The sequence below is a fragment of the Spirochaetota bacterium genome, from assembly GCA_040756435.1.
In the GTDB taxonomy this organism is placed as follows: domain Bacteria; phylum Spirochaetota; class UBA4802; order UBA4802; family UB4802; genus UBA4802.
In genome coordinates, this window is record JBFLZD010000013.1 from 23,144 (window position 1) to 45,446 (window position 22,303).

At 39.5% G+C, this 22,303-nt stretch carries 20 protein-coding genes; 10 read left to right on the forward strand and 10 right to left on the reverse strand.

Annotation, left to right across the window (positions count from 1 at the left end; genetic code table 11):
- Positions 1–8: 8 nt before the first annotated feature.
- From AB1444_05505 to AB1444_05520, 4 genes are all read right to left on the reverse strand, one after another.
- Positions 9–737, reverse strand: a complete 729-nt coding sequence (locus tag AB1444_05505) for a FadR/GntR family transcriptional regulator (GenBank protein ID MEW6526109.1) — start codon at positions 735–737, stop codon at positions 9–11.
- A complete protein-coding gene (locus AB1444_05510; protein ID MEW6526110.1) occupies positions 718–1,716 on the reverse strand; it encodes a mannonate dehydratase in 999 nt (332 codons plus the stop codon). Before AB1444_05510 ends, AB1444_05505 begins: the two co-directional genes overlap by 20 nt.
- A 906-nt stretch (positions 1,717–2,622) precedes the next feature.
- Entirely contained in the window at positions 2,623–4,167 is a 1,545-nt protein-coding gene (locus AB1444_05515) for an AAA family ATPase (protein ID MEW6526111.1), read from the reverse strand.
- A gap of 23 nt (positions 4,168–4,190) precedes the next feature.
- Complete coding sequence (locus tag AB1444_05520; protein MEW6526112.1) at positions 4,191–4,412, reverse strand: hypothetical protein; 222 nt, start codon at positions 4,410–4,412, stop codon at positions 4,191–4,193.
- Positions 4,413–5,034: 622 nt separating this feature from the next.
- Here AB1444_05520 and glgX point away from each other — a divergent pair.
- The 5 genes from glgX to AB1444_05545 all read left to right on the forward strand — a co-directional run bounded on the left by glgX (position 5,035) and on the right by AB1444_05545 (position 13,114).
- Positions 5,035–7,182, forward strand: coding sequence for a glycogen debranching protein GlgX (glgX, locus tag AB1444_05525; protein MEW6526113.1), 2,148 nt, complete (start codon positions 5,035–5,037; stop codon positions 7,180–7,182).
- A 182-nt stretch (positions 7,183–7,364) separates the two neighbouring features.
- Positions 7,365–9,035: a hypothetical protein gene (locus tag AB1444_05530; protein MEW6526114.1), complete on the forward strand. Its 1,671-nt coding sequence runs from the start codon at positions 7,365–7,367 to the stop codon at positions 9,033–9,035.
- Positions 9,036–9,175: 140 nt separating this feature from the next.
- The gene (locus tag AB1444_05535) at positions 9,176–9,553 is read left to right on the forward strand and encodes a hypothetical protein (GenBank protein ID MEW6526115.1); all 378 of its coding nucleotides are present in this window, start codon (positions 9,176–9,178) and stop codon (positions 9,551–9,553) included.
- A gap of 269 nt (positions 9,554–9,822) precedes the next feature.
- Complete coding sequence (locus tag AB1444_05540; GenBank protein MEW6526116.1) at positions 9,823–11,040, forward strand: cyclic nucleotide-binding domain-containing protein; 1,218 nt, start codon at positions 9,823–9,825, stop codon at positions 11,038–11,040.
- Positions 11,018–13,114, forward strand: coding sequence for an AsmA-like C-terminal region-containing protein (locus AB1444_05545; protein ID MEW6526117.1), 2,097 nt, complete (start codon positions 11,018–11,020; stop codon positions 13,112–13,114). The genes AB1444_05540 and AB1444_05545 overlap by 23 nt, the downstream gene beginning before the upstream one ends.
- A gap of 1 nt (position 13,115) precedes the next feature.
- On the opposite strand, the gene leuD is transcribed toward AB1444_05545, so the two are convergent.
- The 4 genes from leuD to AB1444_05565 form a co-directional block, all read right to left on the reverse strand.
- A complete protein-coding gene (leuD, locus tag AB1444_05550) occupies positions 13,116–13,610 on the reverse strand; it encodes a 3-isopropylmalate dehydratase small subunit (GenBank protein MEW6526118.1) in 495 nt (164 codons plus the stop codon).
- A gap of 40 nt (positions 13,611–13,650) precedes the next feature.
- Positions 13,651–14,910 (reverse strand): 3-isopropylmalate dehydratase large subunit, encoded by a 1,260-nt coding sequence (gene leuC, locus AB1444_05555; protein ID MEW6526119.1) that lies wholly within the window; start codon positions 14,908–14,910, stop codon positions 13,651–13,653.
- Between the two features lie 477 nt (positions 14,911–15,387).
- A complete protein-coding gene (locus tag AB1444_05560) occupies positions 15,388–16,584 on the reverse strand; it encodes an acetyl-CoA C-acetyltransferase (protein ID MEW6526120.1) in 1,197 nt (398 codons plus the stop codon).
- 234 nt (positions 16,585–16,818) lie between these two features.
- A complete protein-coding gene (locus AB1444_05565) occupies positions 16,819–17,163 on the reverse strand; it encodes an STAS domain-containing protein (protein MEW6526121.1) in 345 nt (114 codons plus the stop codon).
- Positions 17,164–17,342: 179 nt separating this feature from the next.
- Between AB1444_05565 and AB1444_05570 the strand changes: the two genes are divergently transcribed.
- Genes AB1444_05570 through AB1444_05590 form a run of 5 tightly spaced genes read left to right on the forward strand, consistent with a single transcriptional unit; the run spans position 17,343 to position 21,432 of the window.
- Positions 17,343–17,708, forward strand: coding sequence for a hypothetical protein (locus AB1444_05570; GenBank protein ID MEW6526122.1), 366 nt, complete (start codon positions 17,343–17,345; stop codon positions 17,706–17,708).
- 12 nt (positions 17,709–17,720) lie between these two features.
- Positions 17,721–19,376, forward strand: a complete 1,656-nt coding sequence (locus tag AB1444_05575; GenBank protein MEW6526123.1) for a thiamine pyrophosphate-binding protein — start codon at positions 17,721–17,723, stop codon at positions 19,374–19,376.
- A 9-nt stretch (positions 19,377–19,385) separates the two neighbouring features.
- Positions 19,386–19,775: a nucleotidyltransferase domain-containing protein gene (locus AB1444_05580; GenBank protein ID MEW6526124.1), complete on the forward strand. Its 390-nt coding sequence runs from the start codon at positions 19,386–19,388 to the stop codon at positions 19,773–19,775.
- The gene (locus tag AB1444_05585; GenBank protein MEW6526125.1) at positions 19,775–20,197 is read left to right on the forward strand and encodes a HepT-like ribonuclease domain-containing protein; all 423 of its coding nucleotides are present in this window, start codon (positions 19,775–19,777) and stop codon (positions 20,195–20,197) included. The genes AB1444_05580 and AB1444_05585 overlap by 1 nt, the downstream gene beginning before the upstream one ends.
- Before the next feature lie 32 nt (positions 20,198–20,229).
- The gene (locus tag AB1444_05590; GenBank protein ID MEW6526126.1) at positions 20,230–21,432 is read left to right on the forward strand and encodes an alcohol dehydrogenase catalytic domain-containing protein; all 1,203 of its coding nucleotides are present in this window, start codon (positions 20,230–20,232) and stop codon (positions 21,430–21,432) included.
- Positions 21,433–21,446: 14 nt separating this feature from the next.
- On the opposite strand, the gene AB1444_05595 is transcribed toward AB1444_05590, so the two are convergent.
- Entirely contained in the window at positions 21,447–21,977 is a 531-nt protein-coding gene (locus tag AB1444_05595) for a transposase (GenBank protein ID MEW6526127.1), read from the reverse strand.
- A gap of 27 nt (positions 21,978–22,004) precedes the next feature.
- Positions 22,005–22,268 carry a hypothetical protein gene (locus AB1444_05600; protein MEW6526128.1) on the reverse strand — a complete coding sequence of 88 codons (264 nt, stop codon included), beginning with the start codon at positions 22,266–22,268 and terminating at the stop codon, positions 22,005–22,007.
- Between the last annotated feature and the right edge of the window lie 35 nt (positions 22,269–22,303).

A 22,303-nucleotide genomic window follows, 5' to 3' on the forward strand; every position in this document is an offset into this window, starting at 1 on the left:
TACAACTATCATATAACATCTAATTTTTTATACCACTGTAAAACAACCTGTATATGTTGTTCCATAGTTTTATACGCTTTCGATTCATCCCCCTGTTTTATTGCCTTAAAGATTTTTTCATGCGATTCATACTCCCATTGCAAAAAGTCTTTGTTATGTTCAGCATTTTCGCGCCTTCCCACCAAAAATGAAAGAATAGCTTCAAGAAAGCGAACGCACACAATGTTCTGTGAGGCCTTTGCAATCTGTAAATGGAATTGACCTGCACAGTGATCCACATCTTCATTTCTTTCTATACTCTGCTTTGTCTTTAACAGCGTTTCTTCAATTGACGCAATATCCTGGGCATTTCTTCTTTTTGCTGCCAATTCTGCAATATGCGGCTCAATCAAAAGGCGCGCTTCAAAAAAATTGGCCATGCTTTCAGCATCAATGAGTGGAACAAAAATATGAGGCCCAATGATATCTTCTTTGGCGATAGTTCTTACAAATGTTCCTTCACCTGGTTTTACCTCTAAAATCCCCATTAGGGCTAACGATTGTATGGCCTCGCGTAAGGTTGACCGCCCCACGCCTAATTTCTGCATCAATTCACGTTCAGGTGGCAATTTGCTTCCTGGCGGTATAGTGGCATTTTTAATATTAGCCAGAAGTACATCGACTATTGAGCGAGTAAGTTTATTGCGTTTAATAGGTTGTATAGTATCCATATGCAAATCACCGTGTATTTTTTTCACTTTTTTCAACTGCTTCAAGTAACCCTTTCATATATCCTAATGCAAAAAGCCTGCCTATTGATGAATAGGCCGGATTATCATTACTATCGCCCTCCATTGTAGGTACATGATCAGGACGCATGGCTCCATCAAATCCAACTTCATAGTACGCCTTCATGCATTCATACATATCAATCATGCCATCATCATGGAAAGTTTCAGTAAACTTATAGGGTGTTCCCCGTACATTTCTAAAGTGCACAAAAAATATTTTTCGCTGTTTCCCAAATCTTCTGATTATTGCTGGAAGATCATCCGTCATTAGAGCAAAATTTCCCTGACATAGCGCAATCCCATTAACCGGGCTTGGATAAATATCCAATAGCTTCTGGAAATTTTCACAAGAGCGCATAATGCGTGACACACCGCGTATGGGTGATAGAGGGGGATCGTCAGGGTGCAGGGCTAATTTTACTCCAGCTTTTTCAGCCTCAGGCACTACTGCTTTCAAAAAATACTCCAAATTTTTCCATAATGTTTCTTCGGTAACTATTCCATACTCAGTTGGTGGAGCTTTTTCCATAAATGAGTGATCATATGAGGTTGCCAGTGCTCCACCACGCACCGGTGTGGTTGTTGATGTTCTGGTCCATCCAAATACAGGCATCCACTCATAACACCAAACAGTAATACCAAGTTTGCCCATATTCTGTATAAGCATAATTACATTTTCAATTTCTTCATCCCTTCCCGGTAATCCCAATTTTATTTTTTCCATTGGTGGACGGGATTCAATGACTTCCAGTTTAAATCCAGCATCTTCATACGTAGTTTTGATATGCACTAAAGAATTATAACTCCATGGCCAAAAATCTTTAGGCATGCTTTCCCATCCTGCATACAATTGCATACCACCTACAACATACGTAACACCACACTGTTGTACCATCTTCCATAGCGAAGAAGGACGAGGTGGTAGAAGTTCAGCAATTTTAATCATATACTAATAACACCTATACCATTTATATCATCATACTAACTAATAAATCTGATAATATGATGGTCTGATGTTATGATATTAGGCTTAATTTGTCAACAATTTTTTTAAAAAGATCAATTATGCATTTCTTATTTTTTTATATGCATGATTATTTCATAATATATAATTGGTGTGATAGGTGAAGCGTGAACGGAACATCATTTTCTTGTATCTTTCTAACTATCTCACCACCTTGAAAAAATATGTCAGTGAAAAAATGATATAAAAATTAACCGCCTTTGTTCTTTTAAGTGATTTAACAAGTAGCGATTTTTGCCTTTTTTATAGAAAAAAGTGATTTTAACTCGTACTGCATATTAATCCTGATATTAATCCTGGAATGAATACCTTCTGGACATACGTGATAGTGAAGTAGTGAACGCACTTCCTCATGGTTTTCGGCATATAGAAGATTTTCAAAAAGTTAGCGCATATACTGGTAGGGTTCATGAACGTAAACTTTTGACGTCTCCATAATGCGTACAACACACTACTGGTATGTGCACCATCGTGTTAATTAATCTTTCCTTTCAGAAGGGCTAATCTTTTGGAGATAGTACACTGTGAGATGGCATATTCGACATAGGATTGCTTTGCTCGTAATGACTTTTTGGCTAATCCCGTCATTGCGAGGAACGCAGGCGACGAAGAAATCTGGCTTTTCGTAGCACCGGGATTGCTTCACTTCGACAAGTGGTTGCTGAGCTCGTCGAAGCACTCAGGACAGGCACTTCGTTCGCAATGACATTATGGCAACAATGGACCGCCACGGGGCTTACGCCCCTCGCGGTGACGACGTCATACGTCATTGCGAGGCACGCAGTGCCGTGGCAATCTCATCACCCTTCACCCATCACTCATCACCTATCACCCTTCCCGCTTCCACTCAAATCCAACCAAATCCTTCTGCTCTTTGCTAAACTCTATCCCAATAAGATATATATCTTCAAATTTTCCCCTGTATTTTTCTGCATACTTCTTCTCTTCAAGCTGTGCCAATGCTTTACCTTCTGGCTCCAGTTCCACTACCTTAAATTCCAAAATATAACATCTTCCCTCATACAGTATCGTTAAATCTATCCTCCCCTTGCTGGTGTAATCTTCGGCCACCATCTCAAAACCTGCACCTGACAAAAAACTATACACCACACTTGCATAATACCCTTCATACCCTGCTATCTCATTGCTTCTGTACCACTCATACGGTATGCTTGCAAAAAGCGACTTCAAAACTACTTTAAAAGTTTCAACGTTATCTTCTTTTAAACCTTTAATAAGACTTGCTACAAACCTTGTTGCCTCAAACCCCTTCTGCGTTAGATAACTTATACTATAATTATTTAAAGCTATCTTCACTTCCTTATTGGGATATGTTAAATAATACAGATATCCGTTAGGAATAGGCTCATATCCTTTAATAGTAAGATACCCCGTCTGGAAAAGCAGATTCTCTGGCTCTATGGCATCAACATCAAAGCTACCAATAAGATTTTCTGATGCCACCAGTTCTGCTAAGTTTGGCATGTAAAATCTTTTCTGTACCAAAAGCTTAATTAAAAAATTTGGTGTACCTGTCTCAAACCAATAGGGATGAAATTTTCTTTTTTGTAAATATAACAATATATCAAACGGATTGTAAACACTCTCACCAAGCCATGCATAGCCATTATACCAGCACTTAATTGCTTCCAAATCTTCGCCCTTTAATTCTTCTACAAATACATTTTCTAACTCCTCTTGTGTGTATCCACATAGGGTTGAGTACCTTTCATCAATCGTTATATCATTGAGCTGATTTAACCCTGAAAACAATGAAACCTTTGAAAATTTAGATACTCCCGTTAAAAATACAAATTTCAAATACACATCCAGGGGTTTTAGCACGCTATAAAAGTTCTTTAAAACTTCTCGTATACTTGTAGCTTCTTCTTTGTCTTCAATCCTATCTAATATTGGTTTATCATACTCGTCTATAAGAACTACTACTTTTTCTTTGTATTTCTCATAGCTTTTCCTTATCATCTCTTCAAAACAAAAATCATATTGGGTCTTTTTGCTACACACCACATCAAGTTCAGATTGAGCTTGTTCAAGCTTTTCTATTATGTGTTTCTTTAAATGATCTGCGTTCTCAATACTTCTTCCACCAAAATCTATATATATAACCGGATATTTAACATCCCAGTCCCAATTCTTCTCTAAGTATAGCCCTTTGAATAAATCCCTTTTTCCTAAAAACGCCTGCCGTAATGTATCCAGAAACAAGGATTTCCCAAAACGCCTGGGGCGTGATAAAAAGTAATATGTTCCTTCACTGGCAAGCTGTGCCACAAAAGGAGTTTTATCTACATAATAATATTCACCGGTTCTTATCTTTTCAAAACTTTGTATTCCTATGGGTAATTTTTTCACAGGTACTCCTTTTATTTATTAAATCACTGTAACGAATAATATATTTTTAAGTCATAGATTTTACAATTAATTTTTTCATTCATTGATTTATAGTAATGCAACCCCGTCATTGCGAGGAGCGCCAGCGACGAAGCAATCTCGCCTTTCATCATACTGAGATTGCTTCGCTTCGCTCGCAATGACACTACAGCTACACCGTCATTGCGAAGCACGCAATGCCGAAGCAATCTCTCCTTTCGTGGCACCGGGATTGCTCCACTTCGACAAGTGGTTGCTGAGCTCGTCGAAGCATTCAGTGCAAGCACTTCGTTCGCAATGACATAACGCACTAGCGTCATAGCGAGGAACGAAGTGCCGAAGCAATCTGGCCGTTTATTACCTAAAGATTGCGTTGCTCCACTCGTAAAGACACTATGGGAACAAGAGACCGCCACGGGGCTTTCGCCCCTCGCGGTGACAGCAAATCCGTCATTGCGAGGAGCGATAGCGACGAAGCAATCTCTCCTTTCGTGGCACCGGGATTGCTTCGCTTCGACAAGTGGTTGCTGAGCTCGTCGAAGCACTCAGTACAAGCGCTATGCTCGCAATCACATTATAGCATTCACAAAATTGCTTTGTACCACTCAATTATCCTCTCTCCTTAAAAAGAAATGTCAACGAAAAATATGGTAAAAATTGAGTACCTGGCTGATTCAAGAATACAGTACAGCACAAAATAAAAAAAATATTTTTCTTTGACACTTTCTTTTGTTGCAGCTTAGACTAAAGAACGCTTTAGATACAATAATTAATTTAATTGACGCTTATATGTATCATACTTAGAATAATACATTGAAAATTACCAAAAGACAATGATTGCTAACAACTATGCAAACCGTAAAACACCATCATTTTGTTACATTACCCGGAGCACCACTGCCGTTAGGAGTACACTTAGACAGGCATGGGGCACGGTTTGCACTTTTCAGCCGCCATGCTACTGCTGTTTCCATACTCCTTTTTGCTTCATCCGAAACTGAGGAATATATTGAAATTGAACTTGATCCAAAGCTCAATAAAACCGGCGATATATGGCACATCTGGATTGCAGGAATACGGGAAGGACAGCTATATGGATATAAGGTTGATGGGCCTTACAATCCACTGGAAGGCCACCGCTTTAACAAAAACAAGCTCATATTAGACCCTTACGCAAAAGCTATAAGTGGTAACCATATATGGGATTTCAGTAAAGCATGTGGATATAGTAAGGGACACCCTGATGAAGACCTTTCTTTTTCCACAGACAAGAACTATAAGGAGTCGCCAAAATGCATTGTGGTTGATACAGAATTTGACTGGTATGATCGCCCCATTCAGACTCCCATGGAAGATACTATTATTTATGAGCTGCATGTGAAAGGGTTCACCTTCCATCCTTCGTCCCGGGTTACCCATAGAGGAACATATAAAGGGCTTTCTGAAAAAATCCCCTACCTAAAGCAATTAGGTATAACTGCTGTAGAGCTTATGCCCATTCAGGAATTTGATGAATTTGAAAATATTAATATTAACCCATTGACCGGTGAGCGGCTAAAAAACTACTGGGGTTACAGCACTATAGCCTTTTTTGCACCCAAATCAACTTATTCTGCAAGTGGCACCATGGGGCAGCAGATTAATGAATTTAAAGAAATGATCCGTGATTTTCACGAAGCGGGTATTGAAGTGTTTCTTGATGTTGTTTTTAATCATACTGCCGAAGGTGACCATTTGGGACCAACAATAAATTTTAAAGGCCTGGACAACTCCATTTATTATATGCTGAAAGAAAATAAGCGTTTTTACCAGAACTTTTCAGGATGCGGTAATACGGTTAACTGTAACCATCCGCTGGTGCGTGACTTCATACTTGATTGCCTGCGCTACTGGGTTGTGGACATGCATGTTGATGGATTCAGGTTTGACCTGGCATCAATATTAGGGCGCGATCAGGATGGCAATATCTTGCAAAACCCACCGTTGATAGAAAAAATATCTGAAGATCCCATACTGCGTAATACAAAGATAATTGCAGAAGCCTGGGATGCAGGCGGAGCATACTTGATTGGCCATTTTCCGGGAAGATGGGCCGAATGGAATGGAAAATTCCGTGATGATGTGCGCCGCTTTTGGCGGGGTGATAATGATACTGTTTTCAACTTTATGCAGCGCATTATTGGCAGTCCCGATATCTACCAGCGCACAAACAGAAGCCCATTGCATAGTATCAACTTTATCACCTGCCATGACGGATTCACCATGCTTGATTTAGTTTCGTTTAACGAAAAACATAACATAGCCAATGGTGAAAACAATCAGGATGGCGAAAATAATAACTTAAGTTGCAATTATGGTGTTGAAGGGTTAGATGCCCCACCGGACATTATAAAAATTCGCAGGCAACAGATAAAGAATTTCTTTACCACGCTGCTGCTATCACAGGGTGTGCCCATGATACTTGCTGGCGATGAGATGGGCCGAACACAACAGGGCAACAACAACGCATACTGCCAGGACAATGAGATTTCCTGGGTTAATTGGGACAGATTACAGCAATTTGATGATATCAGACGGTTTGTAGAGCATTTGATTCAATTTCGTAAAATGCATCCGGTACTCAGGCAAAAGCGCTTTTTATCAGGTACTATCGAACAAGGGTTTACACATCCTGATTGCGTGTGGCACGGCGTTAACTGCCATAATCCTGACGTAAGTTACTACAGTCATTCCATTGCCTTGCATCTTAATGGGGCGTATGCAAATCTTTCATCAGGTCTACCTGACAATGACATATATATCATATACAATGCATCTGAATATGATCTTTTGTTTTCATTGCCAAAACCATTTAACGGCAGCCACTGGGTACGCGTGGTTGACACCTCATTGCAATCACCGGATGACATTACGGTACAGGGTGCACCTCTTCCATCTCAGGAAACAATTTTTAGCAAAAAAAGGTCGGCTATTGTTTTGATTTCGGCCATGTCATGACGATAGTATAGTAAAGAGTGTTTACCGGTAACTATCGCATATACTATTTTTTAAATATTATTGCATTGCAGGCATTTATTGTGTATTTTAATATAAAGGGGCGATAGTAACCGGAAATATGACTTTTGGTAGAGAAGACAGGATAAAAATAGTGCCATATGCAGGATAACAGTGTATAACGCATGATACCATTACTCATTACATCGCTGATTATTGTCATCGTCATATTGCTGTGGGCAATAACAGGCAATGACACAAAGCCTGACACAACACAGCCGGCTCCACCTGAAAAAATGTACCGCCGTCGTGCAAGCGATTTAGAAATAGAAGAACAATACCCCGATGCAAGCAAGCCAAAACGAAGAGCAACAGATATCCCTCTGGAAAAAACCTTCATTGATGAAGATTTCAAATTGCCGTATTCAGCTGAAGAGATAATTCCGCCTTACTCACGCTTTAGAATATACATGCGGATATTAATGAATGCTGAAGTGTATGCCAAAAAGGGCGATTTTACCACTGCTATTTCGTTATACGAAGGAGTAAACGAACGAATCCTTGATGCAGAAACTAACACAAAAATAGAAGCTAATATTGATTACCTCAAAAAATACAAACAAAAACAGGAGATACAACAACGGCAAAAAGAAGCTGAAACCAGAAGCAAGCCAAATGAAATAAAAATTTCACTGGATAGCCCAATAAAGTTGCCCGATAAAATTCAGATTGGATTTACCCCTCAAAACTTTGATGTTGATAAAATTGTAGACGAAATAACCCGAAAAATTCAGGAAAAACAGAAGTTAGAAAATCTTGAAGATGAACGCATCAATACATACAGGGATGAAATCAGCAAATTAACTTCTCACCTTGAGGAGCTTAAGAAAGAAGTAGCCAGTTCATTGAAAGGCATCTCTGATAAAGAAGAATCATCTGAAATTCAGAAGTTGCAAAGTCAATTGAATGACCTCACCGACAGGATGTTCAAGCTATACGAAGAAAAAGAGAAAACACGGGCTGAACTGGAAAATTTAAAAGCAGTTCATTCCAAACTTTTAGAAGGGGGCAAAGAGCCTTCGGTTTCTACTGTTAAATATGAAGGAAAATTACCCATTCAACTTGATCCTGAACCTATATTAAAAATATTAGAAAAACTACCTGAAATTACAGCGCCAAAACCCAAACCGGTTGACAAGGACAAGATTACGGGTGATCTTGCAAAAGATATCCTTAAAAAATTATATGGCAACAGGGACAAACCGGATGAAACAAAGCAGACATCTGAAATAGTTGAAAAAACAGAAAGGCAAAAAGAGGAAGAGGACTGGGAACTTATCAGTGATATTGTAAAAGATGAGAAAAAAAGTGAATTGGATGAAGTCAGTGATGAGGATATATTCCAGAAGATACTGGAAGAAGATAAACGTAAAAAACAGGACGAAATTGAAATATTAGGCGATTACAAAAAATCCGAAGAAGTTGAATATGATACTGATGACCCGGAAACACGACGTAAACTGGAAGAAGACCGTAAATTCTACGAAAAATTTTTACAGCACGACAGGCGCAAGAAAAAAGAACTGCCCATATTAAAAGTAACCTATGACTTTAAGAAGCTTCCTGATGAATTTAGCCTATCCAGGGAAAAGAATATCCTGGAATATGCATTTTACAAATACCGCCCACTTTTACAGAAAGCCGATGACCTTATAAAGAAGCGAAAAGTACGCGATGCCCTCAATTACTACAGGGTAGTCATGCAACAGAATATACCTCCTGAATTCAAGACCATGATACGAAAAAATATCAATGACCTGAATGAGTATTTAGAGAAATATCTTACCTCAGATTAAATGATTAATGGCGTAAATGGACGTATAAAATCTTCGTATGGCCATCCATTATCATTCGTATCGTAATGTGCCTGAGTGCAAATTCATTTTTTGGGTATTATAAACTTTTCTTTTTTTTATTGACTTTCTACATGTATTATATGTATTTTTATTATGTAAAGGTTATTGCAATGATTCAACCAGTTAAACATAACCCATCAATACCTGTTATTATGCAACATAGGGGAAGGGTTGGTACTCTGGAAAATCAAAATGATGTCCTTGCTCCTATGAAGCGCTTTAAAAAAGAGCTTCCTGTACCTCCTATTGGAGAGCAGCCTGACCTGTCACTAAGAAAAGTGAGAATACGGCAGAAGGAATTTTATTCACACCGTGGTCAGGTGTATGAAAAATTGCAGAATACCAGCGCAGCTATAGCTTCATATCAAAAAGCATCCTATTATGAGCCATCGGATTCAAATCTTTACGGCCAGATCAAGCGGTTAAAGATACAGAGCCTGACCAACCTTAAAGCATAGCATTCTCCACCTTAAAAATTCTTGATATTATAATCCATAATACCGATTTTTAATATATAGCAATTGCTGAAAACTTATGGGCACCTTTCAAAACTGCTTTCTTCTGATTATTCATATATTTAGAAAGCAGTTTTATCCTATAGACTGTGCCCACAAGGGAACATCCTAAAAAACAGTTTTTTGAAGTTCCCTTATTTTTTTGTTTACTTTTATTATGAATATACTATTCTTGAAGCACAGATAGTAATTTGATAGGGTAACGGCAACCTATGGTGCAGGAACAGTTTAAAGTTGTAAATTATCTGGCTAATTCTTTCATAGTCGTTGAAGGCAAGCGCAACGCCGATAATTTTTATATTATCCGGCAGGGTAAAGTTAAGCTTGTCAAGGAAAACCCTATTGCCCAGGAAACCAATCCTCTATTAGGACCAGGGGATTTCTTTGGTGTTATCCCCTGCATGAGCGGGCATGCCCATATTGAAAGTGCCGTTGCTTTGACCGATGTATCGCTCATTTCAGTACAGCGCGACCAGTTTGGCATACTCATCCAGAAAAACCCTGCGGTTGCCATGAAGATTATCCGCTTTTTTTCCCGTAAACTCAGGGAATTTGACCAGGCTATTACACGACTGACGTTTGCCAATGCTGTTGAAGAGGACCCCGAACACCTATTTAAGATTGGCGAGTATTACCTTAAAAAGAAAAACCTGCCCCATGCTGCATACGCATTACAGCGCTATATTCAGCATTGTCCAACCGGCACAAACCGGGATAAGGCAATAGCTCATCTGAAATCAATCAATGCCCCGCTCAAGGTTCCTGAAAATCCTCAGAAAAACAGTCTCACCCGATTATATAAAGATAACCAGATGATATTCTGTGAAAACGAACCGGGAGATGAACTCTACATTATTCAGGGCGGCAAGGTAAAGATTACCAAAATTGTTGATGAAGAGGTGTTGCTTGCAGTGCTAAAGCCTGGCGATATCTTTGGTGAAATGGCATTGCTGGAAAACAGGCCACGAAGCGCTTCAGCTATTACTTTTGGCGATACCACACTTATGGCTATCAACCGGCAAAATTTTGAAACAATGGTTCAAACACAACCGCAGCTTGCAACCAGGCTTATACAGCTTTTAAGTGAACGTATCTGGACAGCCTACCGGCAGCTTGAAAATTTGATGATTCGTGATCCGTTGGGAAGAATGTATGATACATTGCTAATACAGGTAGAAAAACAGAAAGTACGTATAGCCCCCAAAGAAAGCTTTACTTTTGATTTTGGAGTTAAAGAGCTTCTCAATATGGTGGGAATCCCACAGGATAAGGGCGACCACTTAGTAGTGGAATTGCTTGAAGACAAAAATATTACACTTGACGAAGGCAAGCTCATCTGCACTAACTTAGAAGAGCTTGAAAAGACTGTAAACTTTTATAAGAAAAAATCAGCTTTAGAACGCAAACGTGAAGCCAGCAAGAGTAGTTAAATATAGTGTTATAGTACTTTTCATTGTACTTTTGCTGATTGCTGCTTTTGCAGCAGCATTTGTCTATTTTTTCCCTAAAGAAACATTGAAGTCAATTATTGTACAAACACTGGGGAATTCCTTAAATAGGCCAGTTACTATAGGAACTATCGACTATAGTATCAGAGGTATCCAGATAACTGACCTGTACATATACGACACTGATAAAGAGAAGCCGTATATTGCACACTCAAAGGATGCAGCCATCAGGTTTCAGCTTATCCCCTTATTAAACAAACAATTCATCATTAACTATATTTCACTTGATAATGCCATAATTCATATACTGTACTACACAGAAAATAAACTAACAACGTCAAATCTTGAAAAATTGCTCAAAGAATTATTATCCAAAGAAAAATCATCCATAACTACTCAAATCAAATCACTATCACTTAATAACACAACCGTTATTCTTGAAAACCCACCTCAAAAGCTTAAACCCTTAGAAGGGAAATACAATATTGATACACATGTGGAACTGAAAGATGATATCCTGGCATTGAAAAACCTTTCAATAATACTTCCACAAAACAGAGGGAAAATTTCCGGTGATTGTTCCATAACTATTACCAGTAATTATGCAATTCATGGTGATTTTAACCTGCGTGATTGCGATCTACTATGGGTTTACAACTGGGGAAAAGATCTGGCCAATATACTGCCTTACCGGGTGTTTTCAGGTACTATCGACAACCTGATGATAACAAAGAATGCTGTTTTAGGGACTGTAACCGGCAGTTGCAAACTCAGCAATAACGCACTGCTTTTTTTAGGCAATGCATTTGCCAATGTTAATCTCAATAAAGGCACTGTAACAGTAACCAATGCAAAAGGAAAAATTGAAAATTCAACGTTTGTACTGAACCAGTTACTGTTTACGTTCCACGGAGAAATTAAGAATATTAAAGTAAGTGATGCATCAATTAATATAAAAGAGATAGCTCCATTATTAGGTAAAATTGATATACGTGACGTTGCCGGTGAACTGAAGGGAAATTTTGAATATAAAGACAATAGTATTGATGCTGATGTAACGCTATCAAACCTTACTATTGGACAAAAAGGTACTATCCTGTCATTACAGGAAACAAGTCTTCTGATAAAAAATAATCAATTTAAAAAAGATGGCATACAGGCAATCGTATACTCAGTACCCTGCGTTTTATCGGTTGCAACTGTAGACTCATCATTTGAAAAATTTATTGTAAACATTGAAGCTGATGCTGTTGACCTCAACAAAATCATTACCCAACAGCCTGAAAAACCTGAACAGCCACAAAAGCTAGAAAGAGAAATACATATACCGTATGAACTATCAGGAAAATGTATTATTCAAAAAATGTACAAAGATAATCTGGTTATTGAAAAAATAAACTGCACCTATACCATGTCAAAAAATATAATTGCACTGCCCACATTTTCAGCTAAGGTATTTGGAGGAGATGTTACTGGCAGAAGCGTCATCACCCTTTCACAGGAAAACCCTCAAATCACCCTGGTGGCAAAATTTACCAATGCACGACTGCAGAATATAAGCTCATACCTTCAGGAATATGAAAACAGGCTCTTTGGTAATATATCAGGACAATTACAGGTAACTATCGTGCCTAAAGATCCTGTTATTGATAGAATAACCGGCAAAGTTGAAGTGTCAGTAGAAAATGGCAAACTGGCCAACACTGGATTACAGAATGGACTGAGTATATGGCTTAGCGATTTAAAATACAAACTGGCCAATTTAGAGTTTCAGAAAATATACGGGAATTTTAATCTCAATGGCCCTATTATTACCATCAATTCTTTTATCTTTAATGCACCTGAGATACGGTTAAAATTAAATGGTCAGTACAACCGCCATGAAGAAAGTGATGTAGCTATTTCACTGGAATTCAGTTCAAACTTTATCCAGGACCTGCCCAACCCTGCCCTGCTGCAACTTGCAAAATACAAAAAGGGCCGGTGGTATATTATTCCATTCAGGGCACAGGGCAAAGATATCTTTGAAGGCAAAAATATAAAGCAGGTACAATAACTTATTTTGTCAATTCGGCCTTAACCTTGGCCATCAGGCCACCTTTTGCAATGATATCCTGCATAAATGGTGGAAAAGGTTTTGCCCTGTATTCCTTATTTTTTGTAATGTTTTTAATAATACCTGAATCAAAATCAATCTCTATCTCATCTCCCTGTGCAATATCACGCGCTGCTTCCTCTGACTCAATGATGGGAAGGCCAATGTTTATGCTGTTTCGGTAAAATATGCGGGCAAAAGACTGCGCAATAACACATGAAATTTTTGCTGCTTTTATGGCTATGGGAGCATGTTCCCGTGATGAGCCGCATCCAAAATTTTTACCGGCAACAATGATATCACCGGCCTTTGCCTTTTTCATAAAATCAGGGTCAGCATCTTCCATGCAGTGCGCTGCCAACTCATCAGGATCTGATGTGTTAAGATAGCGTGCCGGTATAATTTCATCGGTATTTATATCATTACCAAATTTCCAAACTTTTCCATGTGCTTTCATGCTGTACCTCGTGAATAATTTCAATTAGCGATAGTTCATGTTATCGCAATTCATCCGGATGAGCAATCCTTCCCAGAATAGCAGATGCTGCTGCCACCGCAGGGCTTGCTAAATACACTTCACTTTTTGGATGACCCATACGGCCAACAAAGTTTCGGTTTGTAGTGGCAACACAGCGCTCACCTTCGGCCAGTATCCCCATGTGACCACCTAAACATGGCCCGCATGTTGGAGCAGATACTGCCGCTTCAGCTTCAATGAATATATCTATAAGCCCCTCTTCCAGCGCTTTTCTATATACTTCCTGTGTTGCAGGTATTATGAGCAATCTGACATCTTTATGCACTTTGCGGCCCTTTAATATCTTTGCTGCTACCCGCAGATCCTCAATTCTACCGTTGGTGCAGGAGCCAATAACGACCTGATCAATGGGGATGCCGGCTTCACGGGCAGGTTTAGCATTTTCAGGCAGGTGTGGAAAAGCTACCGTTGGTTCAATTTTTGAAGCATCATATTCTTTAACCGCAGCATAGCGTGCATCATCATCGCTGTAGTACAGTGTATAGGGAAGACCTGTGCGGCTTTTAATATACTCAACGGTCTTGCCATCGGGGGCAAAGATACCATTTTTTGCACCAGCCTCAATGGCCATATTGGCCATGGTCATTCTCCCTTCCATGGATAATTCAGCAATAGTTTCGCCGGTAAATTCCATTGATTGATATAATGCACCGTCAACACCAATGCTTCCTATAATATGTAAAATGATATCCTTGGCCGATACATACGGTTGCAGTTTGCCATACACTACAAATTTAATTGATTCCGGCACCTTAAACCATGTTTTGCCAGTGGCCATTGCTGCCGCCATATCAGTGGAACCAACACCGGTAGAAAATGCACCAAATGCCCCATATGTACAGGTGTGTGAATCAGCACCAATGATACACATACCCGGGCGCACCAAACCCAATTCCGGAAGCAGAGCATGTTCAACACCAACCCTGCCCACATCATAAAAGTGAACAATAGTATATTTCCGAGCAAACTCTCTTAATATCTTAACCTGCTGGGCAGATTTTATATCCTTGTTGGGAGTAAAATGATCCGGTATAAGCGCTATTTTTTCATTATCAAAAACTTTTGATACACCTAAATCTTCAAATTCTTTAATAGCAATAGGGGCGGTAATATCATTACCCAGTACTAAATCCACTTTAGCTTCAATTAATTCACCTGGTTCTACACGTTCCTTCCCGGCATGTGCAGCTAAAATCTTTTCAGTAATTGTCATGCCCATACTATTATTCCTCTACATAGATATTTACATTAACATGCGGTTACAATAGTAAAAATGTATCATTCTTTTATATATTTTCATTTTTTTTATGGAAGTTTTGGCGATAGTTACTGAATATACAACGGGTACGCCTTAAAACAAACCGTGGGCTCGCAGTGACGTGAGTGCAATGTCATTGCGAGCATAGTGCTTGCACTGAGTGCTTCGACGAGCTCAGCAACCACTTGTCGAAGTGAAGCAATCTTTATGATTGAAGGCGAGATTGCCACGGCACTGCGTGCCTCGCAATGACGGATTTGCTGTCACCGCGAGGGGCGTAAGCCCCGTGGCGGTCTCTTGTTCCCATAGTGTCTTTACGAGTGGATCAACGCAATCTTTAGGTAATAAACGGCGAGATTGCTTCAGCACTTCGTTCCTCGCAATGACACGGTTGCAAAGTAATTGCAATGAGGTGTCTTTTGGGATACCCTCAGAAAGTTATATATTTTCAATAAGAACTGCACCGCCCATTCCACCACCAACACATAGTGTGGCAATTCCCCATTTTACATTGCGCTTTTTCATCTCATAGATGAGCGATACAATGATGCGGGCGCCGGTGCATCCCACAGGATGACCCAACGCAATCCCTGAACCATTGACATTGACCTTACTGCGGTCAAGCATTAGGCCCTTTTCACACGCTAAATATTGTGCAGCAAAGGCTTCATTGAGTTCTATAAGGTCTATATCATCTAATTTTTTCCCTGTTTTTTTAAGCAATTTCTGAACTGCCGGCACAGGCCCATATCCCATAAGATGAGGCTCAACACCGGCAAATGCATTCCCGGCAATCCTTGCCAATGGCTTTAAGCCAAGTTCATTTGCACGCTTTGCTGTAGTCAGTACTAATGCTGCTGCACCATCATTAATCCCTGATGCATTACCAGCAGTAACCGTTCCATTCTTTTTAAATGCAGGCTTAAGCGTTGCCAGATTTTCCAGTGTAATATCACGGCGGACATGTTCATCTTTCTCAAACATTTTTAGTTCGCCTTTCTTCTGCGGTATGGGAACAGGAACTATCTCATCATTAAACCTGCCAGAATCAATGGCTGCAGCCGCCTTTTTATGGCTTTCATAAGCCACCTGATCCTGTTCTTCCCGTGAAATAGAATATTTTTCTGCTAAATTTTCTGCAGTTTGCCCCATAATAAATGGCTCACCCAAAAGGCCACTACCAGAATGCAGCAATTCCCACATGGCATCAGTAAGCTCAGAGTGAGTAAGCCGCAAACCCCATCGCGCTTTCCACAATACATATGGTGCATTTGACATTGACTCAACACCACCAGCAAGCACAAAGTCCGAGTCACCTGCAATGAGCTGCTGGCTTCCAAATACCACCGCCGTCATTCCTGAGGCACACTGCCGCTGTACCGATGTTGCAGGCACTTCCACCGGGATACCTGCTTTGAGTGCTGCAGTGCGAGCAACATTTGCCTCATCGGATCCCATTAAACAGTTTCCAAAAATTACATCCGACAGAGCGCTTCCTTCAACATGTGCACGCCGCAAAGCTTCTTTCATTACCAGTGCAGCTAATTCATACGCTTTAACATCTTTTAATGATTGTCCAAAACTGCCAATAGGCGTTCTACACGCGGAAACTATGACAACATCATTATCAGCCATTCTTCATCCTCCATTGTATAGTATAGTATAGTATAGTAAAATAAGACCATGCACAACAACCACTACAGGCTTGAAGCGGTTATATAATAAGTAGTAAAAACGTATACCTTTCCTGCTTCCCAATGAGGTGGGATTGCATACAGTATTGCTACTGTATTACAAATATATTTCTAAAATGGTAGGGTTATTTTGCAAGTCTTTAATTATCTATCTATCATTTTTTGGATACCAGTATCACGTTACCGGCAAAAATTTATTTTCAAACTCTTCTTTTGTATTAATAGAAAAAAACTTATCCAGGCGTGAGGTCTTGAATATAGTTATAACCGATGGAGCAACATTAAAAAGTGCTAAGGTAATCTTTCTATTTGTTGCACTGTTCATAAATTTTACCAGTGTCCCCAATGCTGATGAATCAATAAACTTTAGTTCCTTGCAATTGAAGCCTATGACTCTTGGTTTTTTTGCTAAGGCTTCATTCCAGGCATTTTCAACATTTCGTATGACATCAATATCAAATTCGCCTTCAAGGTCAATGACTACAACATCTCCTAACTGGTTAATAGAAACATTAAGCATGGCCAATCACCTCATCTAAGCTGTATATGCTTTTTAGCACCATGTGAATTGTACATTATGAAAATTTCAATCGCAAGCATATTTTTTAACTGTGGACAAAAAAATAATTTACAAAACAACAAAGCGTATTATACATTTGCAGTTACGTTTGTCATTTTTATATATACAAGGATTATACTATGAGGTTCGCACTACTGTTAAAAGCATTGGCATTAATGTTACACATTGCATCTAAGCGCAATGAAGACTTCAAACGTTATATTGGCACAGTCAGTGTCAAAATAGCCATTAAAACAAAAAATAATAAAGGACGGACCTTTATCTTTAACAATGGCTCTGTCTCTTCAACACATTCGCTCAAACACTATGACGCAGCCCTTGTCTTTTCTGATGCTAAAGTTGGTTTTAACGTATTGAAAGAAGGCACACAGGAAGCATCGTTTTATGCAGCAGCAACAGGCAACCTGTATGTTGAGGGGATGGCTTTTTTCATTCAGTGGTTCAATGACGCAGTAACTATCGCCATGAATAAAAACAAAAAATAAACAGGAGGAATTATGTCAATAAACGGTGGGCACTTAATTGGCAAATATTTAGCCAAGCGAGGTATACAGTTTGCGTTTGGCATTTCAGGTGGGCATATTGAAGCGCTTCTTGATGGTTTGCAGCACTATGGTATACGATCAATTGATGTGCGGCATGAACAAGCTGCGGTGATGATGGCGCATGCTGTAGCAGTGTATACCGGCACACCCGGCGTGTGCTTTTTAACCGCAGGTCCAGGCTTTACCAACGGCATCACCGGTATTGCCAATGCATGTTTGGACAATGCACCGGTTGTGGTGTTATGCGGTCGCCATTCTCTTCGTGATGACCACAAAGGTGCATTACAGGAAATGAATCAGGTTGATGTGGTAAAGCCTTTGGTGAAATGGTGTGCCACCTGCTATGATACAAAACGCATCCCTGAATATCTGGATATGGCATTCAGGCATGCCACGTGTGGAAGGCCAGGACCGGTGTTTTTAGAGCTACCCCCGGATGTGCTTGGGAAATCCGTTGATGACTTTGATTTTACACCCAGCGTTGATGCATTCAAAGCTGTACCCGATTCATCTACCGTATATAAAGCTGCTGAAATTATCAACAGTGCCAAAAAGCCACTTTTTATAGGTGGTTCAGGTATTGGTTACAGCAACTGTACCCTGGAACTGCAGGCTTTTATTGAAAAAACAGGAATACCGTTTATACTCCTGAATAATGGTCGCGGCGTTTTGCCTGATAACCATCCGCTGTCAATCTGGAATATTGGCAATGTTGGCCTTATGATGACAATGTCACAGGCTGATGTCATTGTTGCAGCAGGTATCAGGTTTAACTGGCTCTTTCAGTCAGGCGCTGTTATTCCGCCAACCACAAAAGTGGTGCGCATTGATATTGAACCCACTGAAATCAATCGCAACCGTGTTGCAGATGCTGGCCTTCTTGGTGATTCTGGAGCAGCACTCAAAGCGTTATTGCCATTGGTTGAAAAGAAAGATCATTCAGAGTGGATTGATATGGCAACAAAAGCTGGATATGCATTTATTGATAGCGAAATTAAACTACGCCAAAATCCCTCTGACCCCATCCACCCCATACGACTGGTTGCCAGGGCTCAGGAAGTCTTTGGCACCGATGCACTGTACGTTGTTGATGGCGGTGATACTACATACTTTGGTTTGGTTGGCTTTCAGTCCCGGCACAAAGCTGGTGTGCTATCGCAATCGGCAGGACTACTGGGATGTCTTGGTGCCGGCATCCCGTTTGCTATTGCCGCAAAACTTGTGCACCCTGATAAACAGGTAGTGGTACTCAATGGCGATGGCTCATTTGGATTTAACGGTTTTGAATTTGACACTGCGGTGCGCCACAATATCCCAATTGTGTGCATAGTGAACAATGATTGCGCCTGGGGAATGATCAAACACAGCCAGGAACTTTCAATTGGGAAAGAACGAGTAACCTGTGCTGAACTTGGCATCCGACGTTATGAAAAGGTTGTTGAAGGCATGGGTGGACATGGTGAATTTGTTGAAAAGGATGAGGCGATAGTACCTGCACTTATTCGTGCAATGGAAAGCGGCAAGCCTGCGTGTGTTAATGTTCTTACTGATCCAACAGTAACAAGCCCGGCAACACCGCTATTTTATCAGTCATTAAAATTTGATTAATAATTCTGTATGATAATCAGGGATATTTCATATAAACTTAATGTTATTTTTAAACACAATAATGTTGTGTTTGCATATCTATTTGGTTCAATAGCCAAAAATGAAATATCGCCATCAAGTGATATTGATATTGCTGTGTATTTAAAAAATAGTAATTCTGAGAAGCTATTTAATACACTGCTTTCAATCCATCTTGATACCTGCAGAGCTTTGAAAACAAATAACGTTGACATTGTCATCCTTAATACAAATTACAACCTAATGCTAATAGATGAAATAATACGAAATGGGATACTACTTTATGATGCCGATCCCCAATTTCGTGAAGAATTTGAATGTAAAATGATTCATTCAGCAATTGATTTCAAAACCCAACGTTATTTCACAATTAAAGTATAATGGAAAGAATAGTATACAAAATTGGCAAAATTAGGGAATATCTATCAATTGTATATTCTATAAAAGACGATTGTCATAATCGTTTTACTATCGATCCTATTTACAGGGGAGCAATGCTCCATTACCTCTATCTTTTATCAGACTCTTGTATAACTTTAGCAGAGCTTGTGATTAAATATAAAAAATTACGAATTCCTCAAACATATTATGAAGCTATAGACATACTTGGGGAAAACAATATCATAAATCCTGTATTTGCGTATTCTTTTGCCAAAATTGCAGGTTTTAGAAATTATTTAGCCCATGATTATGAACAGATAAGTCCAATTATAATCTGCAATGAAATTTTAAACAAACTTCAAGATATTGAAAACTATCTGTCACAAATTGAAAAATCGTTAGGCATTGATTTCTATAACTAAGCAAAAAAATGTTTATAGTATAAGGAAAAAATATGAAAGCACTGCAATTTAACGTGACCGTACCACAATGGATAGCACTGAAAGCGTTAGGAGCCTTTTCAAAATCCGTGTTTTACAAAAGCCCAATTGGCACACTGAAATTAGTCGACATCCCAAAGCCAGAGCCTATCGATAAAAACTGGGCAATAGTAAAAACAACATATTGTGGATTTTGTGGAAGCGACTATAACCTGATACAGCTTCACGATTCGCCCATGGCTTCCCCGTTTACATCGTTTCCCTGTGTTATTGGACATGAGGTATGCGGCACCATTGAAGAGCCAGGCAACACCGGCTTTAAAAAGGGACAGCGTGTTGTTATAAACCCTATGCTTTCATGTGCTGTGCGACAATTACCGCTATGCCCTTCATGTAAAAATGGGCGACCTGCTAACTGTGAAAATTTTGCCAATGGTAGCTTTGCACCGGGTATGTTTACTGGTATTTGCAAGGATGTCAATGGCGGCTTTGCTCAGTACCTGCCAGCACACAGCTCACAGCTTTTTGCAATTCCCGGTACCATAAGCACCAAGGCAGCAGTACTAACTGAGCCATTAAGTGTGGCATTACAGGCAATCTACGATAACATGCCACAAAATTATGATAAAGTGTGCATTATTGGCTGCGGTGTCATTGGGCTTATGCTTGTTCGCGCTCTACGTGCATTAAACTGCAGGGCAACAATAGCAGTCATTGAACCATCCCAATTTCACCGGCAAAAAGCTCTAAGCTGGGGTGCTGATGCTGTTTTACAGGGTGATTTATTAGAGGCAGCTACATTTACCAATGGAAAAGTATATACTCCTATGTTTGGGCCAAAGATACTGCAGGGTGGATTTGATAGGGTATTTGACACAGTTGGTTCATCAAAAACATTTTCACTTGCAATGAATATTGCACGAGCTGGTGGTCACATTAGCCTGGTTGGCATAACCAGCAAGCTTTCATATGATCCAACTCCACTATGGCTTAAGCTATTAACCGTTAAAGGTGTGTATGGCTATGGTTTTATACGGGAAGGCAGAAAGCAAAAGCATATTTTTGAAAAAGCGTTAGAAATTATGAAGAAGATGCCCGATATTGAGTCAATGGTGACGCACACTTTCTCTATTGAGCAGTATAAAGAAATGATTGAGGTTAATGCCAATAAAGGAATACACAGGGCAATAAAAACTGTGGTGGAGTTTAAGAAGTGAACGTTTTTTTACTATTAGGCATAATAATCGTCCTTTTCCCAGTTTATGGGATTATTGATGATGTATTTGGATATTCTATAGAATGATTCATCATCGCGGATGATATGTTCATAATAATTGCGTTGCCATACAGGAATTCCGGGTGTGTTACGAATTATATTTATTTGTTTTGCGGTATTCATTTTTAAACGTCCAATTATTTTTGGTAACAACATTTTACGGCGTTGTAATTGTAGGGGCGATTCATGAATCGCCCCTACAGGGGTATTATCCGTCGTAACAATTGATATTATCCCATGAAAATGATTTGGCATTACCACAAATTCGTGTAATTCAATGTTATTATAATGATTGGGCAAATCATACCAACATTGTTCAACAATTTTCCCGTAATCATTTAATATCATTTTACCATCTGAAATATTTCCAAATAAAAATTCACGGTTATGCGTGCATATTGTCACAAAATATGCACCGATCTGTGAATAATCATAACCCTTTAACCGAATAGAACGACGATTGTGGATTTTTCGATTATCTTTCATATTTTATCCTCATTCACCCCCAATCCCCTACATCATTACACAGTAGCAATCAACCATCACCTCATAGGCAGCAAATGAATGCTTAACAATCCATTCATTCTTTGCCATTACAAGCAATGTATCTATTGTATCAAGAACATCAAGAGCATAAAATGGCTCTTCATCTGGCAAAGAACGAAGTACGTGCATAATGTCATCCATACGTTCGCTGTCGTATAGTATCTTCCCCTTGCTATCAAACAATACCGGATAATACCGGTTTTTGCATTTAAACAGCACATACAGCGCCATTGTATCTTTAAGGCCTGATTGCTTTATGCTGCGTA